This is a genomic window from Arthrobacter sp. StoSoilB22 (assembly GCF_019977315.1).
Lineage (GTDB): Bacteria > Actinomycetota > Actinomycetes > Actinomycetales > Micrococcaceae > Arthrobacter.
Map to the genome: position 1 here is coordinate 4,007,795 of NZ_AP024652.1, position 17,003 is coordinate 4,024,797.

17 protein-coding genes and 1 tRNA gene are annotated in these 17,003 nt (G+C 63.6%); 11 read left to right on the forward strand and 7 right to left on the reverse strand.

Features of this window, described 5'->3' with window-relative positions:
- Nucleotides 1–34 precede the first annotated feature (34 nt).
- Nucleotides 35–478: an SRPBCC family protein gene (locus LDN70_RS18585; protein ID WP_142937738.1), complete on the reverse strand. Its 444-nt coding sequence runs from the start codon at nt 476–478 to the stop codon at nt 35–37.
- A gap of 215 nt (nt 479–693) precedes the next feature.
- Here LDN70_RS18585 and LDN70_RS18590 point away from each other — a divergent pair, with 215 nt between their 5' ends.
- The 4 genes from LDN70_RS18590 to LDN70_RS18600 all read left to right on the forward strand — a co-directional run bounded on the left by LDN70_RS18590 (nt 694) and on the right by LDN70_RS18600 (nt 3,820).
- Nucleotides 694–2,202, forward strand: coding sequence for a M15 family metallopeptidase (locus LDN70_RS18590; RefSeq protein WP_464093672.1), 1,509 nt, complete (start codon nt 694–696; stop codon nt 2,200–2,202).
- A 111-nt stretch (nt 2,203–2,313) separates the two neighbouring features.
- A tRNA-Gly gene (locus tag LDN70_RS18595) sits at nt 2,314–2,387 on the forward strand.
- A gap of 144 nt (nt 2,388–2,531) precedes the next feature.
- Nucleotides 2,532–2,666: a hypothetical protein gene (locus tag LDN70_RS21185; RefSeq protein WP_011776304.1), complete on the forward strand. Its 135-nt coding sequence runs from the start codon at nt 2,532–2,534 to the stop codon at nt 2,664–2,666.
- Complete coding sequence (locus LDN70_RS18600) at nt 2,663–3,820, forward strand: N(5)-(carboxyethyl)ornithine synthase (RefSeq protein ID WP_223941074.1); 1,158 nt, start codon at nt 2,663–2,665, stop codon at nt 3,818–3,820. Before LDN70_RS21185 ends, LDN70_RS18600 begins: the two co-directional genes overlap by 4 nt.
- Nucleotides 3,821–3,869: 49 nt before the next feature.
- On the opposite strand, the gene LDN70_RS18605 is transcribed toward LDN70_RS18600, so the two are convergent.
- On the reverse strand, nt 3,870–5,255 hold the full coding sequence (locus LDN70_RS18605) for an MFS transporter (RefSeq protein ID WP_223941075.1): 1,386 nt from the start codon (nt 5,253–5,255) through the stop codon (nt 3,870–3,872).
- 166 nt (nt 5,256–5,421) lie between these two features.
- Between LDN70_RS18605 and LDN70_RS18610 the strand changes: the two genes are divergently transcribed.
- Nucleotides 5,422–6,276, forward strand: a complete 855-nt coding sequence (locus tag LDN70_RS18610) for a LysR substrate-binding domain-containing protein (RefSeq protein ID WP_142937733.1) — start codon at nt 5,422–5,424, stop codon at nt 6,274–6,276.
- A 276-nt stretch (nt 6,277–6,552) separates the two neighbouring features.
- Nucleotides 6,553–7,326 carry a sugar phosphate isomerase/epimerase family protein gene (locus LDN70_RS18615; RefSeq protein WP_223941076.1) on the forward strand — a complete coding sequence of 258 codons (774 nt, stop codon included), beginning with the start codon at nt 6,553–6,555 and terminating at the stop codon, nt 7,324–7,326.
- 11 nt (nt 7,327–7,337) lie between these two features.
- On the opposite strand, the gene LDN70_RS18620 is transcribed toward LDN70_RS18615, so the two are convergent.
- Entirely contained in the window at nt 7,338–8,090 is a 753-nt protein-coding gene (locus LDN70_RS18620; RefSeq protein ID WP_223941077.1) for an alpha/beta hydrolase, read from the reverse strand.
- On the reverse strand, nt 8,087–9,124 hold the full coding sequence (locus tag LDN70_RS18625) for a LacI family DNA-binding transcriptional regulator (RefSeq protein ID WP_223941078.1): 1,038 nt from the start codon (nt 9,122–9,124) through the stop codon (nt 8,087–8,089). Before LDN70_RS18625 ends, LDN70_RS18620 begins: the two co-directional genes overlap by 4 nt.
- A gap of 195 nt (nt 9,125–9,319) precedes the next feature.
- Between LDN70_RS18625 and LDN70_RS18630 the strand changes: the two genes are divergently transcribed.
- The 4 genes from LDN70_RS18630 to LDN70_RS18645 all read left to right on the forward strand — a co-directional run bounded on the left by LDN70_RS18630 (nt 9,320) and on the right by LDN70_RS18645 (nt 12,952).
- Nucleotides 9,320–10,489 (forward strand): Gfo/Idh/MocA family protein, encoded by a 1,170-nt coding sequence (locus LDN70_RS18630; protein ID WP_142937728.1) that lies wholly within the window; start codon nt 9,320–9,322, stop codon nt 10,487–10,489.
- Nucleotides 10,489–11,703, forward strand: a complete 1,215-nt coding sequence (locus LDN70_RS18635; protein WP_223941079.1) for a dihydrodipicolinate synthase family protein — start codon at nt 10,489–10,491, stop codon at nt 11,701–11,703. The genes LDN70_RS18630 and LDN70_RS18635 overlap by 1 nt, the downstream gene beginning before the upstream one ends.
- Complete coding sequence (locus LDN70_RS18640) at nt 11,700–12,542, forward strand: sugar phosphate isomerase/epimerase family protein (RefSeq protein WP_223941080.1); 843 nt, start codon at nt 11,700–11,702, stop codon at nt 12,540–12,542. Before LDN70_RS18635 ends, LDN70_RS18640 begins: the two co-directional genes overlap by 4 nt.
- A 236-nt stretch (nt 12,543–12,778) precedes the next feature.
- Nucleotides 12,779–12,952 carry a hypothetical protein gene (locus tag LDN70_RS18645; protein WP_165450167.1) on the forward strand — a complete coding sequence of 58 codons (174 nt, stop codon included), beginning with the start codon at nt 12,779–12,781 and terminating at the stop codon, nt 12,950–12,952.
- A 4-nt stretch (nt 12,953–12,956) separates the two neighbouring features.
- Here the strand turns inward: LDN70_RS18645 and LDN70_RS18650 are convergent, their stop codons facing one another.
- From LDN70_RS18650 to LDN70_RS18660, 3 genes are all read right to left on the reverse strand, one after another.
- The gene (locus tag LDN70_RS18650; protein ID WP_223941081.1) at nt 12,957–13,181 is read right to left on the reverse strand and encodes a hypothetical protein; all 225 of its coding nucleotides are present in this window, start codon (nt 13,179–13,181) and stop codon (nt 12,957–12,959) included.
- Between the two features lie 5 nt (nt 13,182–13,186).
- The gene (locus LDN70_RS18655) at nt 13,187–14,266 is read right to left on the reverse strand and encodes a YihY/virulence factor BrkB family protein (RefSeq protein ID WP_223941082.1); all 1,080 of its coding nucleotides are present in this window, start codon (nt 14,264–14,266) and stop codon (nt 13,187–13,189) included.
- A 131-nt stretch (nt 14,267–14,397) separates the two neighbouring features.
- The gene (locus tag LDN70_RS18660; protein WP_223941083.1) at nt 14,398–15,666 is read right to left on the reverse strand and encodes an ROK family transcriptional regulator; all 1,269 of its coding nucleotides are present in this window, start codon (nt 15,664–15,666) and stop codon (nt 14,398–14,400) included.
- A gap of 82 nt (nt 15,667–15,748) precedes the next feature.
- On the opposite strand from LDN70_RS18660, the gene xylA reads away from it, so the two are divergent.
- The gene (gene xylA, locus LDN70_RS18665; protein WP_142937721.1) at nt 15,749–16,936 is read left to right on the forward strand and encodes a xylose isomerase; all 1,188 of its coding nucleotides are present in this window, start codon (nt 15,749–15,751) and stop codon (nt 16,934–16,936) included.
- The last annotated feature ends 67 nt before the right edge of the window (nt 16,937–17,003 follow it).

Consider the following 17,003-nt stretch of genomic DNA (forward strand, 5'->3'; position numbering starts at 1 on the left):
CCCGGGCGTCGGCGTCGTACGTCAACAGCGGCGACTACCCCTCAGGGTGGGCTTCGATGGCAATCTTGAGCTGTTCCAGCTGCGCCACTTCGCCCTCTAACGCTTTCTGGATCACGCCGTTCATGAGCTTACGCAGGCCCTTGGGGTGGTATTCAAGGGCGAACCGGAGCCGGGTGGTGTTGCCTTCGGTGCTGAGGTAGAAACCGCCGGTGGACCGTGCTGGCCCAGTCACCACGGAATAGCGGACTTCGGCTCCTGGGCGGGCGTCGGTGATCCTGAAGTCGGCGGCGACGGGGCGGCCGCCGGGGCCGGTTATCGTCTGCTGGTACAGGGCACCTTTTTGGCCGCGAACGCCGGACCGAAGCGCGATGCTGCGCACTCCGGAACGCCAGAGGGAGTTGTTCATCCCGTCCATGAGGAATCCGTAGACGGTCATGGCGTCCCTATTGATCACCACTTCATGGGCTGCGAATGCCACGGAACCTCTTTCGGCGTACGGTCGAATATTCGTAGCCCGGTTCCCCATACGCTGCAGCTAACACCTTCAGAATAGTCAGGGGCGGGGCGCCCACGACACAAGACTGCCGAGCCTTGACCGAATGGTTATCTGCCGATTATTGCGGGTAACTGCTGACAGGCGACCGCGGGCCGGGTAGAGTGCCTGCGGCTGGTTACAAAAAAATTGGGGGCGTTATGCGAGGGAAAAATCATTCGGGTTCCGTGGGGAACGCACGACGACGACTGGCAGCTTGCGCTGCGATCTTCAGCCTGGCGGTAGCTGGCGGGGTCATGGCTGGGGCGCCTGCCACGGCAGCGCCGGTCCCTGGCACGGCAGCACAGGCCGCCGTCGTTCAAGCAGCGGTGCCAACCGCAGCGAATCCGCTGCCGAGCGTCGATCCTGTGGGAAACCCCGCGAGCTACTCTGTTTTGGTCAATAAATCCAGGCCCCTGAATCCTGTGAGCTACGCTCCGGGCGACCTTGTTAATGCCCGCGGCTCCGGGCAGTACCTGCGCGCCGAAGCTGCGGCATGGCTCAACGGTTTGTTCCAAGGTGCGGCCGATGCCGGCACGGGCGGGCTTGCAGTGGTGAGCGGCTACCGTTCCTACGCGCAGCAGCAGCAGGTTTACTCCTACTACGTCAGCATCTACGGCCAGGCCCAGGCGGATCTCATTTCGGCACGCCCAGGACACAGCGAGCATCAGACCGGATTGGCTGTGGATGTGGGGAACGCCAACGGTTCGTGCGGGCTTAGTACGTGTTTCGGTGACACGGCCGCCGGCATCTGGGTGGCCGCGAATGCCCACAAGTACGGCTTCATAGTCCGCTATCCCAACGGTTATACGAACATCACGGGCTACAGCTATGAGCCGTGGCACCTGCGTTACGTCGGCGTGGATCTGGCCACCGATATGAAACGCCGGGGCTTTCCCACCATGGAACAGTACTTTGCGGGCAATCCCACCGCTTATGCGAGCATCACCTCCGGAGCGGACTTGGTGGCCGCAGACTCTTCCGGCCGGCTCCTTCGCTACCCTGCGCACGGTGGCGGCGGCTACGGCGTTCCCACGGTGATCGGCTCCAACTGGCATGGCTTGAAGCAGGCCTTCGTAGTGGACTGGGATTCTGATGGCGTGTACGACATTCTGGCTCAATGGGACAACGGCACTCTGGGCTTGTTTACGGGCTGGCCTGGCGGTGCTTTCTCCACTCAGATCGTGGTGGGAACCGGTGACTGGGACAAGATGAACATCACCGTGGGCAAATGGTCCGCCGCGGAACGCTTCCCAGGGGTCGTTGGCTATTTCCCGGATGGCGGGCTGCGCTACTACCCCAATACCATGGGCAGGGCGTTGATCTACCGCGTGGACATTGGAAGCGGCTGGGCTGGAATGGGCCTGACCATGGCCGACTGGAATGCCGACGGCGCCAACGACATCCTGGCCACCACAACCTCCGGGCACCTGCTCAGCTACCCCGGCAACGGCAGTGGCGGCTTCGCGGGACTGCCCACCACCATTGGTTCCGGCTGGGGCACCATGAAGGCGCTGGTTCCGAGCTTTGGTTTGTCGGGCCCGGGAACGCGCAGCATCACTGCCCATACCGTGGACGGCTATCTTGTGGACTACGCCCTGGGTGCGGGGGTCTGGGGTGCCCAGCGCCAGGTGGGCAACGGCTGGAATGGCATGAAGCTGTTCAAATAGGGCCGGGGTGGGCCGCGGTGACGGCCCGCAGCGGTCTACGGTGCGCCGGTCATGAGGAGTCCCGCAACTGCGCTAAGCTAGGACTCGCTCAGGGGATTTTTCCCGGGCAACGCGGGCGTAGCTCAATGGTAGAGCGCTAGCTTCCCAAGCTCGATACGCGGGTTCGATTCCCGTCGCCCGCTCCAAGAAAACCCCGGATCCAACGATCCGGGGTTTCTTTTGTCTCCAGGCTGCCGCCCAGCCCTCGTGACTCCGGCCACAACCCGGTCCGGGGAAGGTGTATCGTCAGGAGTCAGGAGCCATCGCGGCTCCGCTCTAAGGGAGCCATCATGGGCGACAAATCACCGCGCCAAACCGCATCAAAGAAATCCAGTAAATCCATCAAGGAAAAACGTGCGGATAAGCGGGCTTCCGAGTCTTCCGCCACCGAGGCCGCGAAGCCTTCCACCGGCAACAAGAAGTGACCGCGCCAACCGGCCAGCTCAGCATAGGCGTCCTGGCTTCCTCGCTGAAGCCCAATGAGCGCCGTCTACCGATCCACCCGCAGCATTTGGAGCGGATTGCCCCTGAAGTTCGCGGGCAACTTCGCTTCGAGCATGGCTACGGCGAGCGGTTCGGCGTTCCGGACAGCAAACTTGAGTCTTTGGTAGGCGGGCTCGGAACGCGTGAGGAATTGATTGCCAACAGCGACGTCATCCTCCTCCCTAAGCCGCAGGCCCAGGATCTGGCTGAACTCCGTGACGGTCAAACGTTGTGGGGCTGGCCGCACTGCGTGCAGGACCGGGCGATCACCCAGTTGGCAATCGACAAGAAGCTCACGCTCATTGCTTTTGAAGCGATGAACCACTGGGCGGGCGATGGTGGCTTCGGCCTCCACGTCTTCCACAAGAACAATGAGCTCGCCGGGTACTGCTCCGTGCTGCACGCCCTGGCCCTGACGGGTTCCACCGGCGACTACGGCCGCCGGCTCAGCGCCGTCGTCATTGGCTTCGGTGCCACCGCCCGCGGTGCTGTCACGGCGCTCAATGCCCATGGCATCCACGACGTCCAGGTCCTGACAAACCGTGGCGTCGCCGCCGTCGGGTCTCCGATCCACTCAGTGCGGATCGTGCAGTTCGACCATGACAGCAAGGCGCCTTTCCTGAGCGAAGTCATCACGGACAAGGGCCGCAAACCCCTTGCGCCGTTCCTTGCAGCGGCGGACATCGTGGTGAACTGCACCCTGCAGGACCCCAATGCGCCGCTGACATATCTGCGCACGGAGGACCTGGCCGAATTCCAGCCGGACAGCCTCATCGTGGATGTTTCGTGCGACGAAGGCATGGGCTTCAGCTGGGCACGGACCACCACGTTCGACGAGCCCATGTTCCGCGTTGGTGGGCACGTCAATTACTACGCAGTGGACCACAGCCCGTCCTACCTGTGGAACTCGGCCAGCTGGGAAATCAGCGAGGCCCTGCTGCCCTTCCTGGACACCGTGGTGGCGGGACCGGAGGGATGGGATGCCAACGACACCATCTCCCGGGCCATCGAGATCCGCGACGGCGTGATCCGGAACCCGGACGTCCTGGAGTTCCAGGGACGCTCAGCGGAGTATCCGCACATACCTGCGGCCTAGCGCCACGCCACATGAAGCGCCCCGGTTCGGCTGGGGCGCTTCACCTGTTTTATACGGTCTGCGGCTCCCGCACGATCCGCAGCACCCGACGCCGATCACGCAGGTCCACCTTGATGTGCAGGGATGACTTCCGGGCCAGTACGACGGCGACTACCGCAGCTGCGATGGCCGGCACCCCACCGGAGATCAGGACGGCCAGGTGCGGACCGAGGTGCTCGGCGAGCCAGCCCATCATGGGACCGCCGATTGCCTGGCCGCCGATCAGCACCACCAGGTACAGGCTCATGACGCGGCCGCGGATGCTCATGTTGGAGCTGGTCTGCACCATTTGGTTGGCTGCAGTGAGGAACATCAGGCACCAGAATCCGGCCAGGACCATAGTGACGCTGAACCACACCATGGTTGGCATCAGTGAGGACACGCAGAGCATCAAACCGTACAACCCGGCGGAGGTCACCACCGAGCGCAACCGCAACTGACGACGCCGGGTGGACGCCACCGCTCCCGCGAGTGCACCGAGCGCAACCATAGCGTTCAGCAGGCCGTAGCCTCCGGCACCGGCGTCGTACACGTGGTCCGCGAAGGCGGCCAGCAGTACCGGCAGGCTCATGGCGAAAACTGCCACGAAGCCGGCCATCAACCATGGCCAGTAGATGGTTGGCTTGCTCAGCGCGTAGTTGAGGCCTTCGCGCAGCATGCCCTTCTTGCGCGGCGTCGGTTGGCTGAGGTGCAGCTGGTCCTTGCGGAGGATCAGCAGCATGGCCACCGTGGAGCAGCATGCCACGGCGTTGGCGGCGAAGGCCCAGCCGGCACCAACTGCTGTGAGCAGCACACCGGCCAGGGCGGGACCGATCAGCCCGCCGAGCTGGAAGGTCGTGGAGTTCACACTGATGGCGTTGCGCAGGTACTTGGGTCCGACGAGCTCGTTGACGAACACCTGCCTGGCTGGCTGGTCCAGAACAGTCACGAAGCCCAAGGCAAGGGCGATCACGTAGACGTGCCATACTTCGACGCGGCCACTCAGGGACAGCACCGCGAGGAGGGAGGCCAGTACTGCGGCCGCCGATTGGCAGATGATGAGGATCTTGCGCTTGGCAAAACGGTCGGCAATCATGCCACCCCATGGGCCAAGGAAAAGTGACGGCATGAACTGCAACGCCACCGTAATTCCGACCGCGGTGACGGACCCGGAGAGTTGAAGCACCATCCAGTCCTGGGCAATGCGCTGCATCCAGATGGCGATCACGGCTATAAAGTGGCCAATCGCGAAGATCCTGAAGTTGGGGACCTTCAGGGAGATGAAAGTATGCCGCCAGGGCAGCTTTTCACTCACGACGGCGAGCGGCTGGGTGACGGTGTCCGGCGGCTGAGGCGCGGAGAGGGAATCGATGACGGGCTGGCTGACGTTTGCCGCTGAAGGCGGTGGGGGTGCCAAAAGTAGTCCTCGGATCGAGAGTTTCGGTGGGATACGTTTAACGCTATGGTTGCCAGCAGCAATTATGGAAGCGTATTGCGCCTATAACTAGCATTGCGGAATGCAATGAGCCCTCTCCAATGGCGCAGTACTCCGGCCCGGCGCTGACCTGCGCTTGAGGAGTTACGTGTTCGAACCTGTCCAGCTCCGTTCCTTTTTGGCCGTCGCAGAGACGCTGAGTTTCACCAAGGCTGCAGAACGCCTGGGACTCGCGCAACCAACCGTCAGCCAGCACGTCCGCAAGCTCGAGGCCTCCGCCAAACGGGTGTTGGTTGCCCGCGATACGCGCGAGGTCCGGCTCACTGATAACGGCGACGCCATGGCCGGATTTGCCCGTAGCATCCTTGCTGCCCACGACTCCGCAGCCCGCTACTTCTCCGGTTCAGCCATGCGCGGGCGGCTCCGCTTTGGCACCGCCGACGACCTCGCCATCACCGGCCTTCCCCGGATCCTTCGCGAGTTCCGGCAGCTGTACCCGCAAATCAACCTGGAGCTCACCGTCAGTCAAAGCGACCAGCTCTACAAGCGGCTCAATGCCGGGCAACTGGACCTGGTGTTCGTGAAATGGGTGGCCGGAGCCAAGGAAGGCACGGTGGTCCGGCACGACAACTTTGCGTGGGTGGGCGTCGAGCAAACCATCCTTGAGCCCGGAGCGCCGGTCCCTCTCATCGCCTACCCGGCGCCAAGCCTCAGCCGGAAGCTGGCTATTGATGCACTGGAAGCCGAGGGCCGGACCTGGCGGATCACGTGCAGCACCAAGCAGATCAGCGGAGTGTTGGCTGCGGTACGCGCGGGCATTGGAGTTGCGGTCATGCCCGCCTCGCTGGTGCCCGAGGACCTGAAAGTGATCACCCAGCGGTTCGGCCTCCCGCCAGTGGGGGACGTCGACTTCACCCTGATCCGGAACCCGCTGGCCAACGCCGAAGTGATCGATGCCCTCACCCAGGCGATCATGGGCCGGACGCTGAGCAAGTCGAACTAGTGGAGCGGATGGCTTGGCCGGGCTGGGTTCCACCTGCGCACCCCTTAACGCCGAATGCACCCATAACCGCTGCTGCGCACGGCGGAAACGGGTGCGACGCCGGCGTTCAAGGGGTGCACGGGGCGTAAACGGGTGCACGGGGCGGAAACGGGCGCGCACGGCGGGACGGGGTGCGCCGCCGGCGCTCAAGGGGTGCGCACGACGGAAACTGGTGCGGATGTGTTCGACATGCGATACGCCATTACTGGGTAAGCGCATTCCCGGTATCCTAAGACGATGATCGACCTCACCACGCTGGCTGACCTCACGCCTGGCATTTGTTCCGTCACCCTCCGCGCACACGGAATCGACGAGGTGGTCCGAATTTCCTCGAATGCGGGCCTGGCCGGCATCGAGTGGGGTACTGACGTCCATGTCAGTGACGCAGAATCAGCCGCGCACGCGAAGGACGCCACGGCGGCTGCCGGACTGACAGTCCTATCGCTCGGCTCGTACTACCGCTGCGGGGCCTTTGGAGACTTCGGCCGGGCACTGGACCTCGCCGCCTCCTTAGGCGCGCCAAGGATCCGCGTCTGGGCAGGGGAACTCGGTTCCGCGAACGCCAGCCAAGAACACTGGGACGGAGTTGTGAAGGACACCCGGCGCATTGCCGATCTTGCCGCGGCGCGCGGAGTCGCCATCGCTTTCGAGTACCACGGCAACACTCTCACCGACTCCCCCGCCACCACCCTCGACCTACTGGACCGGGTCAACCACGCCAACGTCGGCACCTACTGGCAGCCCGCCGTCGGGCTTTCAGACAAGCAGGCCCTTGAGTCCCTCCACGAAGTCTTGCCGCATCTGGTGGGCGTGCACTGTTTCTCGTGGGGCCCCGAAGCTGAGCGTTTCCCGCTTCGGAATCGGAAGTTGCTGTGGCAGACCGTCACCGATGTCCTCCGGGGCAACGGCAAGGACATGGACATCATGCTGGAATTCGTGGAGGACGACCTCCCGGACAACGTGCTCAACGACGCCGCGTTCCTGCACACCATCACTCTGGGTGAGGACTAGCCCGGAGACCGCTACGCAGTCCAACCCATCCGGCGAAGCCACGCGGCGCAGAGCCCGGTCCATTGCTCGGCACCCGGCGTTCCGGCTGCCAGGCCGATGCCGTGGATACCGTTGGGAAAAACGTGCAGCTCCGTGGCAACTCCGGCTCGGCTGAGCGCTCCTGCGTAGGCCAGGCTGTGGCTGACGGGAACGGATTCGTCGTCTGCCGTGTGCCAGAGGAACGCCGGCGGTGTTGCCGGGGTGACGTGCAGCTCGGCGGAGAGCTGCCGCAGGATTTCAGGCCCCGCCCCCTCGCCGGCCAGGTTGTCCACGGATCCCTGATGCACCGAATCCACGAAGGAAATGACCGGATAGCAGAGGATGCTGAGGTCCGGAACCGACTCGCGGATGTCCAGCGCAGGATCGCCCGCGGGCACCTGCACAGACAATGCGGCCGCAAGATGCCCACCCGCCGAGAACCCGAGGACACCCACACGCGAGGGATCAACCTTCAGCCCATGCCCTCCGTTGCGGATCCAGATCATGGCTTGCCTGGCGGCGGCTAACGGCACCGGGTGCCGATGCGGTGCCACTGGATACCGCAGCACGAACGCGTGGATCCCCAGCGAAGCGAGCCACTCTGCCACAGGTTCGGCTTCATGGTCTGCCGTTTTCGCGTAGCCTCCGCCGGGCAGAACCAGGACTGCGGGCGCCGCCAGACCGGAAGGCCCGACGGCGGGAATCACCGTGAGCGCTCGGGGCGCCTGGGCCTCCGCTGCGGTCATACCTGCGATTCCACCGGGGTTTCGGTGCTGCGGCGGAGCTTGACCGCCCCGCTGACAGGCGGAGTGTCAGGATCTCCTGCGGCGAGGCGTCCAATGTCCTCGAGCGGTAAATGCACCGTTGAAAGAGCGGGCCGGAAGTCGCGGAGGGTTTCGATGTCGTCAAAGCCGGCGATGGTGGCATCACGGGGAATCCACACCCCTTCGGGCCGTAGGGCCGCAGTGACTCCGATAGCCATGACGTCGTTCACGGCGAAGATGCAGAGCCGTTCTTGGGACGCCTTGATCCGGTCCGCGAGCGCCAGGCCGGCTTCATATCCCCCGGCGCGGTTGAATCCGGTGCGGATGATTTCCGCTGTGGGCCTGCCGGCGTCTTCGAGTCCTCGCTGGAATCCGCGGACCCTGTCGTCGGAGGTGTAGAGCCCTTCGGGGCCGGCAACGATCAGGAATTCGCCGTCGTGGGTAGCGGCCAGTTCGGCGGCCAGGCCGGCGGCGAGCTCTTCATTGGGGACCTTGACCACGTGGTAGCCCTCGGTGGTGGACGCTCCAACTACGGGGTGACCCACCACTCCCACGTGCCCGCCGTTGCGGCAGTAGCGGTCCAGTTCGGCAGCGAGTTCACTGTTTCCTTGCTTGTCCTCGGCGCGGACTGAGCGCGATCCGGCGATCACGATGGAGTCGGCACGGCGGGCAGCGAATGCAGCTACTGCTTCCTTCTCGTCGTGCGGGGTGCCTGATGTGCTGGCCAGCAGGACCATGCGGTTCTGTTGGCGGGCCGCTTCCTGGACGCCGCGGGCGATGGCAGAGAAGTAGGGATCGGCGATGTCGTGGACAATAAGGCCGATCAACCCTGAACTGGACTTTGCGAGCGCCTGCGCCTGCGCATTGGGAACATAACCCAGTTTGTCGGCGGCTTCGCGGACGCGTTGCGCGATGTCTTCTGCTGGTTTGCGGGACGAGCCGTTGAGGACCCGGGATGCCGTAGCGAGGGAGACCCCGGCCAAACGGGCAACTTCACTCAGTGTGCTGGCGGCCACGGGGAACTCCTTTTCTGCAAGCGTCGGGACTGGCGCTAAGGAAATTATGGCAGTTCTCTTGGAATTTTGGGAAAGCGCTTGCCAATACGGCGCGCCATGGTGCATGATCGATTGCAGCGGGAATGCGCTTTCCCACATGACATAAGTAAGCACCGGCAACGCTCAGCGGCCGGCACACAAGGCACTGGAGAAAACATGGGCTTCGAAACAAAGACGATCCGTATCGCCATGAACGGCATCACCGGCCGTATGGGCTACCGCCAGCACCTGCTGCGGTCCATCCTCCCCATCCGCGATGCCGGCGGCTTCACCTTGGAAGACGGCACCAAGGTTCAGGTGGAGCCGATCCTGGTTGGCCGCAACGAAGCCAAGATCCGCGAACTCGCCGAACTCCACAAGGTCTCCGAGTGGACCACCGACCTGGACGCCGTCATTGCCGACCCCACCGTTGACATCATCTTCGACGCGTCCATGACCAGCCTCCGCGCCGCCACCCTGAAGAAGGCAATGCGCGCCGGCAAGCACATCTTCACCGAAAAGCCCACAGCCGAGACCCTGGAAGAAGCAATCGAGCTGGCACAGATCGGCAAGGACGCCGGCGTCACCGCAGGCGTAGTGCACGACAAGCTGTACCTCCCCGGCCTGGTCAAGCTCCGCCGCCTGGTGGATGAAGGCTTCTTCGGCCGCATCCTTTCCATCCGTGGCGAATTCGGTTACTGGGTCTTCGAAGGCGACGTCCAGGCTGCCCAGCGCCCGTCCTGGAACTACCGCAAGGAAGACGGCGGCGGAATGACCACGGACATGTTCTGCCACTGGAACTACGTGCTTGAAGGCATCATCGGCAAGGTCAAGAGCGTCAACGCCAAGACCGCCACGCACATCCCCGCACGTTGGGACGAGGCCGGCAAGGAATATAAGGCCACCGCCGACGACGCCTCCTACGGCATCTTCGAACTCGAAACCCCGGGTGGCGACGACGTCATCGGCCAGATCAACTCGTCCTGGGCCGTTCGCGTCTACCGCGACGAACTGGTTGAGTTCCAGATCGACGGCACGCACGGTTCCGCCGTCGCCGGTTTGAACAAGTGCGTTGCGCAGCAGCGCGCCCACACCCCCAAGCCAGTCTGGAACCCGGACCTGCCCGTCACGGAATCCTTCCGCAGCCAGTGGCAGGAAGTCCCCGCCAACGCTGAACTGGACAACGGCTTCAAGCTGCAGTGGGAAGAATTCCTGCGCGACGTCGTCGCCGGTCGCGAGCACCGCTTCGGCCTGCTCTCCGCAGCACGCGGTGTGCAGCTGGCCGAACTCGGCCTGCAGTCCTCGGCTGAGCGCCGCACCATCGACATCCCGGAGATCACCCTCTAATGACGTCACTGATTCTTCCCACCGACGACGGCGGCACCCGCGAGTACCGCCTTCAGGCAGCCACTTCGTGGGCCAAACCGACTGCTCCTTTGACGGCCCGCCGCGCCTACGCCGCAGCACACGTCATCCCTGAGGTCTCCGCGGACAACACTCCCGGCGCCCCGGCCCAGCTCGATTGGGATGCCACCTTGGCGTACCGGCACGAGCTGTGGTCCTATGGCTTGGGCGTTGCCGATGCCATGGACACCGCACAGCGCGGCATGGGCCTGGATTGGGCCGCGACCCAGCAGCTCATCAAGCGCACCGGCACCGAGGCCGCTTCCGTCGTGGCAGCGGGCAACGCCGCGATCGCCGGCAAGTCCGTCCGGGACCTCGTTTCCTGCGGCGCCGGCACCGACCAGCTGGATATCACCGTCCTTCCCGAGGGTGCAGCGGGTATCCAGGCCGTCATTGATGCTTACCGCGAGCAGATCGCGGTGGTCAGCGAAGCCGGTCCCAAGGTCATCCTCATGGCATCCCGTGCCCTGGCCAAGGTTGCCAATGGTGCCGACGACTACCTGCACGTCTACTCGACACTCCTGCAGGAAGTTGACCAGCCCGTCATCCTGCACTGGCTGGGCACCATGTTTGACCCCGCACTGGCAGGCTACTGGGGCTCCGACGACGTCTCTGTGGCCACCGAAACGTTCCTCAGCCTGATCCGCGAGCACTCGGATAAGGTTGACGGCGTGAAGGTTTCGCTGCTGGACGCCTCACACGAGGTCGCCCTCCGCGCCAACCTGCCGGAAGGCGTCCGCCTCTACACCGGCGACGACTTCAACTACCCGGAACTGATCGACGGAGACGAAACCCACCACTCGGACGCCCTTCTGGGTATCTTCGCTGCCATCTACCCGGCCGCTTCGGTTGCCTTGCAGAAGTACGACGCCGGTCATGGCGCCGAAGGGCGCGCCATCCTGGACTCCACCCGTGAGCTCGGAAAGCACATCTTCAGCGCACCCACGTTCTACTACAAGACCGGCATCGCGTTCATGTCATGGCTCAACGGCAAGCAGCCCGGTTTCCAGATGGTGGGTGGCCTGCACTCGGGCCGCTCGGTGCTGCATTTGGCGAAGACGTTCGAGCTGGCAGACCAGGCCGGCCTGCTGAAGGATCCGTCGCTGGCCGCGTTCCGGATGTCAGACTTCCTGCGGATCAACGGGGTGGGCGCATGAGCACCGATTTCTCGCGACTCTCCCTGAACAGCGCCACCACCAAAAAGTGGACGCTCGCCGAAGCTGTTGACGGTTGCGCCCGCGCCGGCATCCCCGCGATCGGGCCGTGGCGCGACCGCGTGGCTGAGGCTGGCTTGGACAAGGCAGCCAAGCTCATCAAGGACGCAGGACTCCGCGTTTCCTCGTTGTGCCGCGGTGGCTTCCTTACCGCAGCCGATGCCGAGGGACAGGCCGCAGCTCTGGCTGACAATTTCGAAGCCGTCCGCGAAGCAGTAGCGCTGGACACCCAGGAACTGTTCCTGGTGGTTGGCGGGCTTGCTCCCGGAGAGAAGGACGTCGTCGCTGCACGCCAGCGCGTGGCCGACCGCCTTGAGGAACTGGTTCCCTTCGCCTCCGAAAACGGCGTCCGCCTGGTGCTGGAACCCTTGCACCCGATGTACGCAGCGGACCGCGCACTCATCTCCACCCTTGGCCAGGCCTTGGATCTCGCCGCGCCGTACGACGCAAAGGCTGTTGGCGTCGCCGTCGACACCTTCCACGTCTGGTGGGATCCGGAACTGAAGGCGCAGATCGAACGTGCCGGGCGCGAAAACCGCATCGCCTCCTACCAGGTGTGCGACTTCAACCTACCCATCGCTGCGGATGCGCTGTTGTCCCGCGGCATGATGGGCGACGGCGTCATTGATTTTGCCACCATCGGCACCTGGGTCAGGGACGCCGGGTACAAGGGCGACATCGAGGTAGAGATCTTCAACCAGGAAATCTGGGACGCCGATGGCGACGCAGTCCTGGAAACCATGAAGCAGCGCTACGCGGAGCTCGTCCTCCCGTTCGCCTAACAACGTGGTCCTCCCGCGGATGCCCTAAGTTCCGCGGGAGGATCGCTCCAAAGCCAGCGGGCTCCTGCCAAGGTCACGGCAGGGGCCCGCTTTTGTGTCAGCTAAAAGTCCTCGAACGCGCAGGTGAGATAAGTGGTACACAGCTGAAACATGGCGTCGATGGGAGGAAACAATGGGCACCTACGCTGGTTTTACCTGGACAAAGACGTCCACGAAACCCCTGAAAGGACACCACCATGATGCTCTTGAAGACACTGACCTTTTTCCTCGACGCCAGCGGCAGCCACAGCGGGCCGTCCGGCGATTCCGCCAGCGAACACGCCCCTGCTGTCGCCACCGAACGCCTGACCTCCAGCGCCTGGGAGGGCTGGTGGGATGACGCCGATCAGGGTTTCCCCGCCGAGGCCTGATGGCTCATGAAGCTCGAGCAGTCAGCTGCATGCGGGCTTTCGGCCGGCCGATCAAGGTGACCGAGCCGCCGTCGGGCGCTGTCAATTCCAACCTGATGTTCCGCGAGCCCGCTTGGGGTTCGATTGAGTCGACGTGGAAAACCTCACCGCTGATCCGGACGCTGTCGCCGTTCTTGATGGCTTTGAGCTTCTTGCTGCGCATGTCAGTGCTTGCGGCGGGAGTCTCCATTCGGGTTACTTGCCTGTCCTCGGCTCGTCGCCGTGGGTTTCACGGATTTCTTCGCCGTCCCGAATTACTTCGTCTTCCTTTTCCTGCATTTTGTCGCTCTTCTTGGTATCGCGCGGCGGGAGTTGAATGCTCTCCTCGGCCTCAATACCGCCCTGGAGTTGGCGGCCGCGCTCCATCTCGGCGTCAAACTCGGCGCCGAACAGCAAGGACATGTTGAGGATCCAGAGCCACAGCAGCATGATGATGACGCCCGCGAGGGCACCGTACGTCTTGTTGTAGTTGCTGAAGTTGGCAACGTAGAAACCGAAGCCCAGCGAGGCAAGGGCGAAAATCACCAAGGCAATGAGAGAGCCCATGCTCATCCAGCGAAACTTGGGCTGCTTGACGTTGGGCGTGAAGTAGTAGAGCACGGCAATGATCGCGACCACAATAACTATGAGGACCGGCCATTTGGCAATGTTCCAGACGGTCAGGAGGGTCTCCGACAATCCGATGGCGCCACCGATGGCTTCCGCCACGGGACCACTCAGGACCAGCATGGCAGCGGCGAGCGCTGCACCGACGACGGCGACGACGGTGACGGCGAGCATGGTGCCCCGCAGCTTGATGAAGCCGCGGCCTTCGTCCACTTCGTAAACCCGGTTCATTGCTCGACTGAAGGCGGTGACGTAGCCCGAGGCGGACCAGAGCGCTACCAAGATACCGAAAACCAGGGCGAGCCCGGCCGTGTTGGACTGAGTCAGTTCCTCGATCGGCTGGCGCATGGCGTCAACGCCCGGCCCCGGCGCGAACTGCTGCACAATATCCAACAGTGATGACGTTGTCTTGCCGGCGTCTCCGAAGATGCCAATGAGGGAGACCAGCGCCAGGAGCGCTGGAAACAAGGAGAGGACGGCGTAGTACGTTAGGCCGGCCGCCGCGTCAGGGCATTGATCCTTGGTGAACTCCCGGAGCGTCCGCTTGGCGATGTACATCCATGTGGGCTTGGCGAGATCGTTGGGACTGTCCGGCTTACGCGAATCCTCCGGAGAGGGAGCGGTCTGCGCCTTGGCGGTACTGGTGTGGGCTGAGTCTTGTGAAGTCATGGGGCACTCGTCCGTGGGGGTAGTTTGCGCGAACAACTGATCCATCAATAGTAAGCATGCTGATGATTCATTCGGAAGGACCCACGCCGTTTTATCGCCAGCGATCGCAAACGCGGCCCAGGCACCCCCGCTCAGGCTAGCTTGCTCGCCAGCAGGAACTCGAACGGCGACTCAATAACGGACCGGATCACCTGGCCCGCAGCACCAAGAAGGGTTCCGGAGTGCTCCAGGGCCGAAACCGTCAGGTTGCCCGGATCAAGCAGGCCGGGCGCATAACGGTCCAAGCTGGTCAGCAGCGCCGGTTTGAGCCATTCCGCCAGGACCGCAAAGTGTCCGCCGAGAACTACTGCCTCTATGTCCATCAACCGGGCAGAAGAAGCGAGCGCGACGCCCAAATACTTTCCGGCGTCGTGTACCGCCCGAGTGGCCTGCGGCTCCTGGGCAGCCAAGGCCGCCAGCAGCAGTTCCGTACGCGCACCGAGTGAGCCCTCAGGAATGCCGGCGGCCTCGAAAATGGCCTCCTGGCCAGCGAACGTTTCCAGGCAGCCCGTGCCTCCGCAGGAGCAGCCCGGCCCATCCGGGTGGACTACGATGTGGCCGAGCTCACCCGCAGAGCCGCCCGGCCCGGTGTAAAGCTCGGAGCCGATAATGACGCCGCCACCCACACCCACCTCACCTGAAACGTAGAGGAAATCGGGTTGGCCCTTGCCGTACCAGAGCTCGCCGAGCGCGGCACTGTTGGCCTCGTTGGACAACCTGACGCCAAGCGGCGCATCTTCAAGCAGGGACCGCGGGTTCAGTTCCTCGTGCTCCCAGTGGAGGTTTGGAGCAGACAGGACAAGGTTGCGCTGCTCATCCACGAGGCCTGGCACCGCCAATCCGCCGCCCAGGATTGAGATGTCCGCCGCAGCCGCGGCGGCGATGGCTTCGGCAGCCAGCACACCCAGGCGTTCCATGACCTTTTCGGGCGCCAGTCCCCGGTTCCGCGATTCGACCGTTGAGTGGAAACGGAGGTTGCCACCCAGATCCACGAGGCCAACGGCCAGGTAGTCCACATTGATCTCCATGCCCACCACGCCGCGGCGCGAGCTGAGTTCGAGCCCCTGCCCCGGCCGACCCCGCTCGCCGTCACGATAGAGACCCACCTCGGAAACCAGCCCGGATTCCACGAGGTCGGCAACAAGACTGGATACGGCGGCTTTAGTGAGTCCGGTTCCGGCCGCGAGCTGCGCGCGGCTGGGTTTGGCGTCCCCGGTTCGGGCGATGGAGTCCAAGACGAGCGAAAGATTTCGACGGCGGACGTCCCCTACACGCCCGGGCGCGGCTGCTTCATTCACTGGCGTGGGACCTCCCTGCAGATTCAAAGAACTTTTTTCCGGCTTCCATTGACCATGATCCATTATCCCCCATATAGTTCAGATTGAAAACTAATTGGAATGCACTTCTCCAAGTTCTTCCCCAGTGCTTTGCAAAGGAGCAAATATGACCCCGCAGCCCACCCCGCAGGACCGCTTCACCTTTGGCCTCTGGACTGTCGGATGGACCGGCGCCGATCCCTTCGGCGTGGCCACCCGTCCGGCACTGGACCCTGTGGAAGCCGTGCATAAACTCAGCGAGCTGGGCGCTTACGGCATCACTTTCCACGACAATGATCTGATCCCCTTTGACGCCACTGCCTCCGAGCGCGACCTCATTCTGAAGAACTTCAAGGCAGCCTTGGCAGAGACCGGGCTGAAGACGCCCATGGTGACCACCAACCTCTTCAGCCACCCGGTATTTAAGGACGGCGGTTTCACGTCGAACGATCGCTCCATCCGCCGCTTTGCCCTCAGCAAGATCCTCCGGAACATTGACCTCGCCGCAGAGCTTGGCGCAGAAACTTTCGTGATGTGGGGCGGCCGTGAAGGCAGCGAATACGACGGCTCCAAGGACCTCTCCGCAGCGCTGGACCGCATGAAGGAAGGCGTGGACACCGCAGCCGGGTATATCAAGGAAAAGGGCTACGGCCTCCGGATCGCGCTCGAGCCCAAGCCGAACGAACCCCGCGGCGACATCTTCCTCCCCACGGTCGGCCACGGCCTGGCGTTCATCGCGCAGCTCGAGCATGGCGACATCGTGGGCCTCAACCCGGAGACCGGCCACGAACAGATGGCGGGGCTGAACTTCACCCACGGCATCGCCCAGGCCCTGTGGGCGGGCAAGCTCTTCCACATTGACCTCAATGGCCAGCGCGGCATCAAGTACGACCAAGACCTCGTTTTCGGCCACGGCGACCTCACCAGCGCCTTCTTCACGGTGGACCTGCTGGAGAACGGCTTCCCCAACGGCGGACCAAAATACGATGGCCCCCGCCACTTTGATTACAAGCCCTCACGTACCGACGGCTACGACGGCGTGTGGGAATCGGCCAAGTCCAACATGTCCATGTACCTCTTGCTGAAGGAACGCGCTTTGGCCTTCCGCGCTGATCCAGACGTTCAGGAGGCACTTGCTACGTCGGGCGTGTTCGAGCTGGGTGAGCCGACGTTGAACGCCGGAGAAACCACGGCGGACCTGCTCGCTGACGCCAGCGCCTTCGAAACGTTCGACGCCGACAAGGCCGCCGAACGCTCGTTCGCTTTCGTCCGCCTCAACCAGCTGGCCATCGAGCACCTGCTCGGCGCCCGCTAAATCAGACCACCACACTGATATCCCGCCGCCAGGTCGTTCCGGAATTCACTCACGGAACGGCTTGGCG